12 protein-coding genes are annotated in these 11,459 nt (G+C 69.5%); 3 read left to right on the top strand and 9 right to left on the bottom strand.

The features are described 5' to 3' along the window. A partial coding sequence (gene pheT / locus VGB60_RS07835; RefSeq protein WP_331037711.1) for a phenylalanine--tRNA ligase subunit beta occupies positions 1 to 1,950 on the top strand: 1,950 nt, incomplete at its 5' end. Between the two features lie 18 nt (positions 1,951 to 1,968). Here the strand turns inward: pheT and VGB60_RS07830 are convergent. Continuing rightward, complete coding sequence (locus VGB60_RS07830) at positions 1,969 to 2,583, bottom strand: isoprenylcysteine carboxylmethyltransferase family protein (protein ID WP_331037710.1); 615 nt, start codon at positions 2,581 to 2,583, stop codon at positions 1,969 to 1,971. Positions 2,584 to 2,766: 183 nt separating this feature from the next. Here VGB60_RS07830 and VGB60_RS07825 point away from each other — a divergent pair, with 183 nt between their 5' ends. Then, positions 2,767 to 3,381, top strand: a complete 615-nt coding sequence (locus VGB60_RS07825) for a DUF1134 domain-containing protein (protein ID WP_331037709.1) — start codon at positions 2,767 to 2,769, stop codon at positions 3,379 to 3,381. 162 nt (positions 3,382 to 3,543) lie between these two features. Here the strand turns inward: VGB60_RS07825 and VGB60_RS07820 are convergent, their stop codons facing one another. The 5 genes from VGB60_RS07820 to thpR all read right to left on the bottom strand — a co-directional run bounded on the left by VGB60_RS07820 (position 3,544) and on the right by thpR (position 8,140). Further along, positions 3,544 to 4,662: a DUF2336 domain-containing protein gene (locus VGB60_RS07820; protein ID WP_331037708.1), complete on the bottom strand. Its 1,119-nt coding sequence runs from the start codon at positions 4,660 to 4,662 to the stop codon at positions 3,544 to 3,546. Between the two features lie 179 nt (positions 4,663 to 4,841). After that, the gene (locus VGB60_RS07815) at positions 4,842 to 5,732 is read right to left on the bottom strand and encodes an SDR family NAD(P)-dependent oxidoreductase (RefSeq protein WP_331037707.1); all 891 of its coding nucleotides are present in this window, start codon (positions 5,730 to 5,732) and stop codon (positions 4,842 to 4,844) included. A 7-nt stretch (positions 5,733 to 5,739) separates the two neighbouring features. Further along, a complete protein-coding gene (locus tag VGB60_RS07810; protein ID WP_349256606.1) occupies positions 5,740 to 6,972 on the bottom strand; it encodes an NAD-dependent epimerase/dehydratase family protein in 1,233 nt (410 codons plus the stop codon). 92 nt (positions 6,973 to 7,064) lie between these two features. Beyond that, positions 7,065 to 7,604, bottom strand: coding sequence for a GNAT family N-acetyltransferase (locus VGB60_RS07805; protein ID WP_331037705.1), 540 nt, complete (start codon positions 7,602 to 7,604; stop codon positions 7,065 to 7,067). Then, positions 7,601 to 8,140, bottom strand: a complete 540-nt coding sequence (thpR, locus tag VGB60_RS07800; protein ID WP_331037704.1) for an RNA 2',3'-cyclic phosphodiesterase — start codon at positions 8,138 to 8,140, stop codon at positions 7,601 to 7,603. The genes VGB60_RS07805 and thpR overlap by 4 nt, the downstream gene beginning before the upstream one ends. A 123-nt stretch (positions 8,141 to 8,263) precedes the next feature. Here thpR and VGB60_RS07795 point away from each other — a divergent pair, with 123 nt between their 5' ends. Further along, complete coding sequence (locus VGB60_RS07795; RefSeq protein WP_331037703.1) at positions 8,264 to 9,007, top strand: Bax inhibitor-1/YccA family protein; 744 nt, start codon at positions 8,264 to 8,266, stop codon at positions 9,005 to 9,007. A 116-nt stretch (positions 9,008 to 9,123) separates the two neighbouring features. On the opposite strand, the gene VGB60_RS07790 is transcribed toward VGB60_RS07795, so the two are convergent. The 3 genes from VGB60_RS07790 to VGB60_RS07780 form a co-directional block, all read right to left on the bottom strand. After that, positions 9,124 to 9,456 carry a DUF2794 domain-containing protein gene (locus VGB60_RS07790; protein ID WP_331037702.1) on the bottom strand — a complete coding sequence of 111 codons (333 nt, stop codon included), beginning with the start codon at positions 9,454 to 9,456 and terminating at the stop codon, positions 9,124 to 9,126. A gap of 323 nt (positions 9,457 to 9,779) precedes the next feature. Then, positions 9,780 to 11,072 carry a trypsin-like peptidase domain-containing protein gene (locus tag VGB60_RS07785; RefSeq protein ID WP_331037701.1) on the bottom strand — a complete coding sequence of 431 codons (1,293 nt, stop codon included), beginning with the start codon at positions 11,070 to 11,072 and terminating at the stop codon, positions 9,780 to 9,782. A gap of 126 nt (positions 11,073 to 11,198) precedes the next feature. Further along, on the bottom strand, positions 11,199 to 11,459 hold a 261-nt coding region (locus VGB60_RS07780), incomplete at its 5' end, for an acyl-CoA dehydrogenase family protein (protein ID WP_331037700.1).

The following is an 11,459-nucleotide window of genomic DNA, read 5'->3' as shown; positions in this document are numbered from 1 at the left end:
TTCGAGGTCACGCCCAATCGCTCCGACTGGCTCGGCGTCGCCGGCATCGCCCGCGACCTCGCCGCCGCGAGCCTGGGCCAGCTGCGCACCCCGCCCGTCAGCCCGGTGGCCGGCGGCTTCCCGTCGCCGATCACGGTCCGCGTCGAGGCGCCGGAGATGTGCCCGGTGTTCGCCGGCCGCCTGATCCGCGGCGTGACCAATGGTCCCTCGCCCGAGTGGCTTCAGCGTCGCCTCGCCGCGGTCGGCCTGCGCTCGATCAACCGGCTGGTCGATGTCACAAACCTGATCTCGCTGGACCGCTGCCGCCCGCTGCACGTCTATGACGCCGCCAAGCTGGTCGGCTCCGAGATCGTGGTGCGCGCCGGTCAGCTTTCGCGGGGCGCCCAAGGCATCGCGGCCGGAACGCACGAGCATCTGATCGCGCTGGACGGCAAGACCTACTCCGTCGATCCCTCCATGTGCGTCATCGCCGACGCTGCGGGCGAACGCCCCATCGGCCTCGGCGGCGTCATGGGCGGCGAGTCCACCGGCTGTTCGGATCAGACGGTCGACGTCTTCGTCGAGAGCGCCTGGTTCGATCCGCTGGTCACGGCCCAGACTGGCCGGACCCTGACCATCAGCTCCGACGCCCAGTACCGCTTCGCGCGCGGCGTCGATCCGGCCTTCGTGGTTCCCGGGCTGGAGTTGGCGACCCGGCTGATCCTCGACCTGTGCGGCGGCGAGGCGTCGGAGATGGTGGTCGCCGGGACGCCGCCCGCCAATCCCGCCGCCTTGGACTTCGATCCCGCCCGCGTGGCGCGGCTGACCGGCCTGTCGCTGGACGACGACCGCATCGCCGAGATCCTGTCCCGTCTCGGCTTCGACGTCGTGCGCGGCGCGGTCTGGAGCGTGACGCCGCCGTCCTGGCGCCGCGACGTTGAGGGCCCCGCTGACCTGGTGGAGGAAGTGGCCCGGATCGAGGGCTATGACGCCCTGCCGTCCACGCCGCTTCCCGGCCAGGGCGCGCCCTCGCGCGGCGTCCTGAACCCGCGTCAGGCGCGCGTCCGCACCGCCCGCCGGGCCCTGGCCGCCATGGGCTATGCCGAGGCCGTGACCTGGTCGTTCACCCGCCGGGACAAGGCCGCCCTGTTCGGCGGCGGCGACGACCGTCTGATGGTCGAGAACCCCATCGCCGCCGATCTGGACTGCATGCGCCCGTCGGCCCTGCCGAACCTGATCGAGGCCGCCGCCCGCAACGCCGCGCGGGGCCGCCCCGACGTCGCCCTGTTCGAGATAGGTCCGATCTATCTGGACGACACGCCCGCGGGACAGCGGACCGTCATCGCCGGCCTGGTCGCGCCCCGTTCCGCCCGCCACTGGGGCGGTGCGGCCGAGGACGCCCTGTTCGCGCTGAAGGGCGACCTGATGGCCCTGCTGGAGACCCTGGGCGCGCCCGTCGCCTCGCTGCAGCTGGCGCAGGGCCAGAACCGCGACTGGTGGCATCCCGGGCGCTCCGCCCGCCTGCAGCTCGGCCCGAAGACCGTGGTCGCCGAGTTCGGCGCCCTGCACCCGCGCGTGCTCAAGGCGCTGGACGCCGACGGCCCGATGCTGGCGTTCGAGATCGTTTTGGACGCCGTGCCTGAACCGCGCGGCAAGGCCACCAAGGCGCGCGGGGCCGCGACGCTCGCGCCGCTCATGCCCCTGACGCGCGATTTCGCCTTCGTGATGGAGGACGCCAGGCCCGCCGGCGACCTGGTCCGCGCCGCCGCCGGAGCCGACAAGGCGCTGATCGCGGATGTAAGGGTGTTCGACGTCTACCGCGGCCCGGGCGTGCCGGAGGGCATGAAGTCGGTCGCGCTCGAGGTCGTCATCCAGCCGCGCGAGGCCACGCTGACGGAGCCGGAGATCGAGGCGCTGTCGTCGAGGATCGTCGCCGCCGCGGCCAAGGCCGGAGCGAACCTCCGGACCTAGGCGAGGGCGGCTCCGCCGTCAGTAGACGAGCGGAAGCAGCCGGAACCGGACCTTCTCGGCGTGGGCCTGATACGCGGGATCCTGAAACAACACGTGCTCCTCGGCCCGGATTCGCGCCAGCTGGCACGCGGCCCATACGATGAGCAGGCAGGCGTTGAAGATCGAGAAGTTCAGCATCAGCACGCCGGCGTTCGCGAGGAAGTAGCCCAGATACATCGGGTGCCGCACGGCCCCGTACAGCCCGTCTCTCTTGACGCCGCGATTGGCGGCGACGATGCCGAAGCTGCGCCGCAACGACAACTTGGCGCCCAAGGCGATCACCGCGCCCGCGATCAGGAAGATCGCGCCGCCCGACCAGCCGGCCCCTGACGGCGAAAGCAGCATGGGCAGCATGGTGCCGACCCCGCCCACCGCCCAGTCGAAAGGCTTGACGCTGATCTGGTCGGTCGTGCGCCGCAGGAGCACGAACAGAGCGACCGCCCCCTCCGAAATCAGGAAGACCATGTTGGCCGGGGTCTCGCCCAGGGTTCCGTAGAAGCGGTAGCAAAGCCACGCGAACAGCCCGGTGATGACGACGCGCTCGAAACCATCGAGAAACAGTCGTGTCGTTTTCGAGCGATCGGGCGATGTCATGGCCCTGCATGCCATGCCGCGTCTTGCCATCCCCTTAAGTTGGTTAAGCCAATCGCCCACGATGCGGCCGCCGCGGCAAGGTTCCGTTAACCTTGCCGCCGCAAGGCTGACTCAAAGCCCGGCGAGGGTATGGCCAAGCCCGCGTGAGTCGGGCGGACCGTCGCCGCCTATGGAGCCCGCGCCATGCACCGCCGCCAAATGATCCTCTCCGGTCTCGCCGCCACCGCCGGAACCGCGGGCCTCAGCGCCTGCGCCACCCGCGGCCAGGCCGGCGACCCCAACTATCCCATCCGCTCGGACCAGCAGGCCCAGGCCTATACGGCCGAGGAGCTGGTCGCCGCCGGGTCGCGTGAGCTCGGCATCGCGGCCGAGGCCATCGGCGGCGCCATCGAGCGCATCTTCGCCGAACAGGGCGACCGCCCGACCGCCTACATCGCCGGCGAGGAAGGCTCGGGCGCCGCCGGCGTCGGCCTGCGCTACGGCCGCGGCGCCCTGCACATGAAAGACCTGTCGGCTTCGCAGGAGGTGTTCTGGCAGGGCATCTCGATCGGCTGGGACGTGGGCGGAAATGCGTCGCGCGTCTTCACCCTGGTCTACGGCCTGTTCCACCCCGACATGATCTACCGCCGCTATCCCGGCGTGGAGGGCTCGGCCTATCTGGTCGGCGGTCTGGGCGTGAACTATCAGCGCGCCGACGGCATCGTCCTGGCCCCCATCCGCACCGGCGTCGGCCTGCGCCTCGGCGCCAACGTCGGCACCATGGCCTACAGCCGTCAGCGGAACCTGCTGCCGTTCTGAGGCATGGCGGGTCAGTGATTAGTGGTTAGTGATTGCCGCATACCTGGCGGCGTATGGGCGGCCCCGTCAGCGCCGCCGCACAGCCATCGGCAAACCACTAACCACGAACCACCAATCACGAACCAAGCAGCCACCAACAACCCGGCGCCGCCGCCGCGTCCGTCAGGGCGTGCCGCGCCGCAGCCGCCAGAAGCGCAGCGTTCGGAGGGCGGCGTCCCGCGTCAGCTCGGCGTAGTGGAGGGAGTACGAGCGCGCCTTGCCCATTCCCTCCGAGCTGCCCCCGACAATGGACAAGGCGATCGTCAGGAACAGCGGACCGTCCAGATCGGCGGCGCGGCACAGCACCGCCAGACCATCGACCTCGCCTTGTTCGACGATGCGCGACACGGTGAAGATGTCGACGTCCGCGATCTCGGCCAGGGCGATGCAGAACGCCGTTCGGTTGCCCGACCGCAGGATGCGCGCGATCTCGGCGGGCAGCAGCCTGTCGCCTGACTTCGTCGCCTTCACCTGTGACAGGGATTCGAAATAGTCCTTCGGCCAGACGCCGTCTTCCGTGGCCACCCTGGCGACGCCGACGGACAGGGCGTTTTCCAGCAGCTCCGGGTCGAGACTTGCGTTGCGCGCGACGATCCGGCGGCGGAGCTCGCTGCCGACGACGAAATACATCTCGTTCAGCAGATCGGGCGGCAGCAATTTGCGATCGACCGCCGCGGACTGAAGCGCGGGGTTCGCCTTGGCGCGCTCGACCGCCGCCTCCGAGGCGTGCCGTGACAGGACAGCGCCGTCGTTGGCCAGAAGGGTCCCAAGGGTTTCGTCGTCGCTGCGCGCCACGATCACGTCAGCGACGGCTTCGCTGATGACGGTCCGCTGCGACACCGCTCTGAGGTGCCCCTGGCCCTCGTTCCGGACAATCGCCAGCAGGTCGTCATCGGTCATCACAGGCGACGCCCGAAGAACCGGCTCGGCGACCTCGATCTCCTTTTCCGCGAACCAGCACATGAGCGGGCGAGGCGCGTTCAGGTTGGTCGAAAACCTGTGCGCCAACTCGGCCCGGACCGACGTCTCCATGTCCGCCAGCAGGCGAGCAAACACGTCGCTGTAAAGCGACGTTTCAACGTCGCTCTGCGGGGGATGGCCGAAAAAGTGGTCGGTCAGTTCGCGTAGGAGTTCACGGCGTCGTTCGCTGGACGGCTCGCGGGCCAGCGCGATCAACTCCGGGAGTCGCGAGACGCCGGACGACGTCGGCTCCTCGGTCGTCTTATAGGCGACGGAAGCCATCCATTCCCCCAGAACCCCCGACGCCAGAGGTCCCGAAGCGGGCACGGCTGCACCGCTATGGGCGCCTGACATCCCTGACAGTCTGCGGGACAGTCGCTTTCGTTGCGGTTAACGGACTGGAGGTTCTCTCCGGCCAGACCCGTCCGTGCCCTCTCGCGCCATGAGAGGTCGGCTCGAGCTCAAGTCGCGACCAGCGCCTCCAGCCCCTCCCGCCAGGTCGGATACCTCGGCCGCCAGTCCAGCTCGGCCTTGGCGCGGGCGTTCGACAGGCGTTTGCTGTCGAGGTAGAAGCGGCGCATGGCGTCGGAAACGGACGGGTCGTCCAGCTCGACCTCGGGTGGCAGGGGCAGGCCGAGACGGTGGGCCGCCCCCTCGATGACCACGTCGGCGGCGGCTGGCTCGTCGTCGCACAGGATGTAGGCGGCGCCGGGCCGCGGCCGCGCCATCGAGGCGAACAGGCCCGACACGGCGTCCTCGACGTGGATGCGGTTGAACACCTGCCCCGGCTTACGGACCAGCCGCGCCGTGCCGTCCCTCAGCCGGTCCACCGGCGAGCGGCCCGGACCGTACAGCGCCGGCAGGCGGAACAGCTGCACCGTCAGACCCATGCCCTGACCCGCGTCCAGCCAGTCCCGCTCGGCCCGCGCCCGGCGGGCGCCCTCGAGCGTGGCGGCGTTCAGCTCCGAATCCTCGAACGCCCAGCCGCCGCCCCGGTCGCCATAGACCGCCGTCGAGGAGACGTACCCGATCCAGTCGGGCCATGAGCGCGAGGCGGTGATCGCCGGCGCCAGCGCCATGAGGCCCGGGCAACCCGAGCCCTCGGGCGGGGTCGTCACCAGCACGGCGGACGACGCGGCGACCGCCTCGGCCAGCGCTCCGGGATCGGCGGGATCGACCGCGGTGAAACCCTGCGCCCTCAGCGCCTCGCGTGTGCCGGTGTCGCGGCTGGTGACGATCGCCCCCCCGCCCCGGCGCACCGCCTCCCGCGCAGCGGCCTGACCCAGCCATCCGCCCCCGAACACCAGCAGCGTCACCGGAGGGGAGGGGGCTGCCGCCGACGGGTCGCGCATGGGCCGGTCAGGCGCTCCGGACGTGGACGGGCGGTTTCGGCGCGGCCACGGGGGCCTCGCTGCGGACCGCCTCGGCGCGCTTGCTGTTCCAGGCCGAGACGCACGGCACCTTGGTCAGGTCGGCGCGGTCGGCGTAGCGGCGGGCGATGTCGGTGACCTCATCCAGCAGGCCCTGCGCCAGGGTGATCGGCTTCAGGCCCAGATCGCGGAACTGGTCGTTGGCGACCACCAGCTCGTTCTCGTCGGCTTCCTGACGCGGATTCGCGACATTGTGGACCTCGGCTCCGGTCATGTCGGCGATCATGGCCGCCAGGTCGCGCACGCGGCGGCTCTCGGTCATCTGGTTCAGGATCTTGACCCGTTCGCCCGTCTCGGGCGGGTTCTTCAGCGCCAGCTCGACGCAGCGGACGGTGTCCTGGATGTGGATGAAGGCCCGCGTCTGGCCGCCCGTGCCATGCACGGTCAGCGGATAGCCCACCGCCGCCTGCATCAGGAACCGGTTCAGCACCGTGCCGTAGTCGCCGTCGTAGTCGAAGCGGTTGACCAGCCGCTCGTCCTGCCGCGTCTCTTCGGTCTGCGTGCCCCAGACGATGCCCTGGTGCAGGTCGGTGATCCGGACGCCGTCGTTCTTGGCGTAGAACTGGAACAGCAGGGCGTCCTGCGTCTTGGTCATGTGGTAGATCGAGCCCGGGTTCGGCGGGAACAGGATCTCCTGCTCGGCCGGGCCGAAGTCGGTGTCGACCGTGACTTTCAGATAGCCCTCGGGGATGCGCAGGCCGGCGGTTGTGTAGCCGTAGACGCCCATGGTGCCGAGGTGCGCCAGATGGACGTCGCGCCCGCTTTCGACGATCGCCGCCAGCAGGTGGTTGGTGGCGTTCAGATTATTGTCGACGGTGTAGAGCTTGTGGCGCGCCGACTTCATCGAATAGGGGGCGGCCCGCTGTTCGGCGAAGTGGACGACGCTGTCGGGCTGCCAGTCGCGGATCAGGGTGACCAGCCGGTCGAACTCCTTGCCCACCGTCATGTTGACGAACTCGATGGTGCGGCCGCTGATCTCCCGCCAGGCCGCGATCCGCTCGCCCATGGTGCGGATCGGCGTCAGCGACTGGACCTCCAGCTCGTTGTCGATGTTCCGACGGCTCAGATTGTCGACCACGCAGACGTCCCAGCCGCGCGCCGACAGATGAAGGGCCGTGGGCCAGCCGCAGAAGCCGTCGCCGCCGAGAACAAGCACCCGCATACGTTTTTCCTTCATGGTTCGGCCGTCCTGCCTAGCGGAACGGGCGGCGCCGTCAAAGCGCTGCTTTGGAAAGCCGCCAACCCCCGCTTCGTTCAACCGGCGCGCCGCGCCCGCCACTGGTCCAGGCTCTGGCCCCAGCGCTCCATCGTCAGCTCATGGAACGGCGGCGGCAGGCGGGTGGGGCCGAGGTTCGACGATCCGATCCGTTCGGCCAGCCGCTGCGACGGGGTATTGTCCGGGTCGATGCAGTGGATGACGTCGGTCCACCCCAGCACGTCGAAGGCGTAGTCGATCGCCGCCGTGGCTGCTTCGGCTCCATACCCCTTGCCTTGGGCATCGGGATGCAGGCCCCAGCCGACCTCGGTCCCGGGCCAGCCTTCGGGCCGCCACGGTCCGATCCGCCCCAGCCACAGGCCGCTGCCGCGCTCGATCACTGAGAACATCGACACGCCGGTCAGGCTCCAGGCCCCCGCCATGGTCATGAAGCCCCGCCACACCGTCGCGGCGGGCTGCGGCCCCCCGAGGAACCGCGACGCTTCGGGATCGGCCATCATCTCCGCCCAGCGCGGGAAGTCCTCCATGGCGATCGGGCGCAGCGTCAGCCGCTCGGTGTTCAGCACCGGTCCGGTCAAAGCAGATACTCCCGTTCGAGTTCGTAATGGCTGCCGCCGTGGGCGAGGACGCTCGAATACAGGCCGAAGCGGTCTATGCGGATGGCGGGCGACTTCAGCAGGTTGTGTCCCGCGATCCAGGCGCCGATCCGGTCCGGGTTCACGTGCGGTTTCAGATAGGCCAGCGTCAGGTGCGGACGGTATTCGCGGCGCTCGATCGGGATATGCGCCCGTTCCGCGGCCGAGCGGCAGCGGCCCGCCAGCACCGACAGCCGCTCGCTCGGTTCGACCCCCGCCCACAGGGTCGACAAGCGGTGTCCGTCTCCGAACGCGCCGACGCCGCTCAGCGCGATCTCGAACGGCCCGCCCGCCGCGGCGCGTTCCAGCTCGGCCGCCAGATCGTCGGCCCGCTGCTCCGCCACTTCGCCGTAGAAGGCCAGGGTGACGTGCAGTTGCTCCGCCGTCCGCCATTTGGCGCCGGGCAGGCCGCTCTGGCGGCGCGCCAGCGTCTCGGCCACGTCGTCGGGGACGGTCAGGGCGGTGAACAGGCGGACCATGCGACCGTTCGTAGCGGCTGAAACCCGACCGCCCAAGTCCGGTTTTCCTTGCGGAAGGGCCTCCAGCGCCCGATATTTGTTCAAAGGCCGGGTTCCCTGGCCGAATGGAGGAATGTTTTCGCGATGAGCGATTTCAGAAACGGCTATTCTGTACCCGCCCAGGCCGACATGTCGGTCGACGCGGGCCTGCGCAGCTTCATGCTGGGCGTCTACAACAAGCTGGCTCTCGGCCTGCTGGTCGCCGGCGCGCTCGCCTTCCTGACCGGCGTCTACGAGCCGGTGCAGCAACTGCTGTTCGCACGGACCGCGGATGGCCGCATCGGCCTGACGATGTTGGGCATGATCGTCCAGTTCTCGCCGCTGGTCCTGCTGTTCGGCTCGATGTTCTTCATGAAGAACCCAACGGCGCGCGGCGTGAACATGCTGTACTGGGCCGTCGTCGCCTCGATCGGCGCCGGCCTCGGCATCGTCTTCCTGCGCTATACGGGCGCCTCGGTCGCCTCGACCTTCTTCGTCACGGCGGCGGCCTTCGGCGGTCTCAGCCTGGTCGGCTACACGACCAAGAAGGACCTGACCGGCATGGGCAGCTTCCTGATCATGGGCGTGATCGGCCTGGTGATCGCCATGGTCGTCAACATGTTCCTGCAGTCGCCGATGATGCACCTGATCATCAGCGGCCTGGGCGTGCTGATCTTCGCGGGCCTGATCGCCTACGACACCCAGCGGCTGAAGATGACCTACTACGCCCTGGGGGGCGACCAGGCGGCCATGGGCGTGGCCACGGGCTTCGGCGCCCTGAGCCTGTTCATCAACTTCATCAACCTGTTTCAATTCCTGCTCGCCTTCATGGGCGGCAACCGGGAATAGCCAACGCGGCCTCAAGCAGCCCGACGGGCGGTAGGTCGACCAGACGGCCTCAAGCAGCCCGAAGGGCGGTAGGCCAATCAGAATGGAAAGGGCCCGGAGCGATCCGGGCCCTTTTTCTATTCGACCAGCGAGAAGCGGCGGCCGTCGAACACCCGCAGCACCTGCGGCAGCTCGCGCCCCCGTTTCAGCACATGCCCGCCTTCGCCGATGACCGCCCACTGCCCCTGCTTCAGGCGCAGGGCGGGGCGCTTCTCGATGCGGTACAGCGGCGCGTCGCCGCTGCGCCGGAAGACGGCGAATTCCGCCACGTCCCTATGGCCCGCCATGGCGTAGTCGCGCCATTCGCCCGCCGCCACCATCCGGCCATACACCCGCAGGATCAGGTCCAGCTCCTTGCGGTCGAAGAAGACCGGGCCCGGGACGGACTGAAGATCGGCGGCGTCGCTCATGCGATGAAGTTAGTCCTGCTTCGCCGAAACGCCAGCGCCGCCGTTCCGCCTCTGGTGCGCCGAGGGGCTTGCGGAAACAAAATCGCGCGGGACACGAAATAGCCTCCCTTCGGCCCATCGCGCGCCCCCTTGCGGAGGCCATCCTCACTCATCGGCTCGTCGGAGTTCGGAGCGGTCCCGGATCCTGAACAGCCCCCCCAGCCCCCCTGGATCATTCCATCAAGGGCTTCGGCGGGCCGATGCTTCCTCCAAAGCGAGACGCCCGCTCCGCCACCTCCCCCCCGGTGGAGCGGGCGTTTTGCTGTTCGGCGACCAGGCCAGCGTCAGGGGAGGGAGATGTCCAGCGACTCCGAGCCCCGTGTGATCGACAGCATTGCGGCGCTGTCGCTATCCAGAGCCGCGGCCAGGTCAGCCAGGGTGGCGACCGGGCGGCCATTCACGGAGCGGACCATATCGCCGGCCTGAAGCTCGACCGAGGCCGCCGGCGATCCGCCTTCGACCGAGGCGACCTGCAGACCATCCGAAACGGCCCGTACGGCGGCGCCACGCGTGATCACCACGTCGCCGCCGACGATGACCGCGCGCTCGCCGGGTATCTCGACGTCGAGCGTGGTGCGGCCCTCGCGGCCGTCGCGCAGATAGACGACGGCCAGTTGCGACCCCGGCTCGGCGATGCCGATGGTGGCCGCCACCGTCCCGGCGTTGGAGACGGCGCGGCTCTGGATGCGGGTGATGATGTCGCCTCGGCGCAGTCCGGCGCGTTCCGCAGACGATCCGGGCGTGACGTCCTCGACCACGGCCCCCCTCACGATGCGGAGCCCGAAACCCCGCGATCGTTCCGCGTTGAGCGACCCGAGGATGGCGCCGGTCACGCCGCGCCGGACCGTTCCGGTTTCGCGGAGCTGGCCCACGACATGCATCAGGATGCGGCTCGGCACGGCGAAGGCGATGCCGTCGTTGCCGCCCCCGCCGCCCGACAGGATCGAGGTGTTCAGCCCGATCAGCCGCCCGCGGCTGTCCAGCAAGGGCCCGCCCGAGTTGCCCGAGTTCACCGCCGCGTCGGTCTGGATGTAGTCTTCAATCCGGTCGCCCATGCCTGAGCGGCCCAGCCCCGAGATCACGCCCATGGTCAGGGTCTGATCCAGCTCCAGGGGATAGCCGACGGCGAAGGCGAGATCGCCGGTCCGCAGCGACCCTGAGTCCACCAGCTCGATCTGCGAGAGGCCGAGCGACGCCGTCGAATCCGACTCGATCTTCAGGACGGCGAGATCGGTCGCCTTGTCGGCTCCGATCAGGGTGGCGTCGAAGATGCGCCCGTCGGTCATGTCGACGGTGAATTTCCGCCCGCCCTCGATGACATGGTTGTTGGTGACCACGATGCCTTCGCGGGCGTCCAGGATCGCGCCGGAGCCGCTGGCGATCACGCGCGGCTCGTTGGCGCCCGAGCTCGGCCCCTGCGACTGACCCAGGGTCGTGACCTGCACCACCGCGGGCAGCGCGGCCTCGAGACCATTGGCGAAGGTGAACACCCCCCGCCGCGCGTCGAACGGCACCGGCGACGGCGGCGTCTGGGCTGCGGCGGGGGTCGCGGCCATCGCGACCACCAGGACGGCCACGGAAACGGCCGGGAGGAGGCCGCCTCGAACACCTGAACGCCGCATCGCTGAATCCCCCGTCATGGGTTCAGCCTAGCGCGAGAACCGGGCCATGACGACAGGGCCGATGCAGGGAAATCCGCCGCCTTAGAACGCGCTCTCGCCGGTGATGGCGCGACCGAGGATCAGGGCGTGGACGTCGTGAGCGCCCTCGTAGGTGTTGACCGTCTCGAGGTTCATGGCGTGGCGCATGACGTGCATCTCGCCGGTGATGCCGGCGCCGCCGTGCATGTCGCGGGCGACGCGGGCGATGTCGAGCGCCTTGCCGCAGTTGTTGCGCTTCATCATCGAGATGGCCTCGGGAACCCAGGCCCCCTGATCCAGCAGCCGGCCCAGCGCCAGCGCGCC

This window comes from Brevundimonas sp. (genome assembly GCF_036399195.1).
Taxonomy (GTDB): domain Bacteria; phylum Pseudomonadota; class Alphaproteobacteria; order Caulobacterales; family Caulobacteraceae; genus Brevundimonas.
Note: the sequence above shows the minus strand (reverse complement) of the source record. Positions and strands in the feature narration are given on the sequence as shown.

Coding starts and splice junctions, on each gene's coding strand:
- VGB60_RS07830 (WP_331037710.1), bottom strand. CDS start 2,583: ATGACATCGCCCGATCGCTCGAAAACGACACGACTGTTTCTCGATGGT.
- VGB60_RS07825 (WP_331037709.1), top strand. CDS start 2,767: ATGCACCGCCGCCAAATGATCCTCTCCGGTCTCGCCGCCACCGCCGGA.
- VGB60_RS07820 (WP_331037708.1), bottom strand. CDS start 4,662: ATGGCTTCCGTCGCCTATAAGACGACCGAGGAGCCGACGTCGTCCGGC.
- VGB60_RS07815 (WP_331037707.1), bottom strand. CDS start 5,732: ATGCGCGACCCGTCGGCGGCAGCCCCCTCCCCTCCGGTGACGCTGCTG.
- VGB60_RS07810 (WP_349256606.1), bottom strand. CDS start 6,972: ATGCGGGTGCTTGTTCTCGGCGGCGACGGCTTCTGCGGCTGGCCCACG.
- thpR (WP_331037704.1), bottom strand. CDS start 8,140: ATGGTCCGCCTGTTCACCGCCCTGACCGTCCCCGACGACGTGGCCGAG.
- VGB60_RS07795 (WP_331037703.1), top strand. CDS start 8,264: ATGAGCGATTTCAGAAACGGCTATTCTGTACCCGCCCAGGCCGACATG.
- VGB60_RS07790 (WP_331037702.1), bottom strand. CDS start 9,456: ATGAGCGACGCCGCCGATCTTCAGTCCGTCCCGGGCCCGGTCTTCTTC.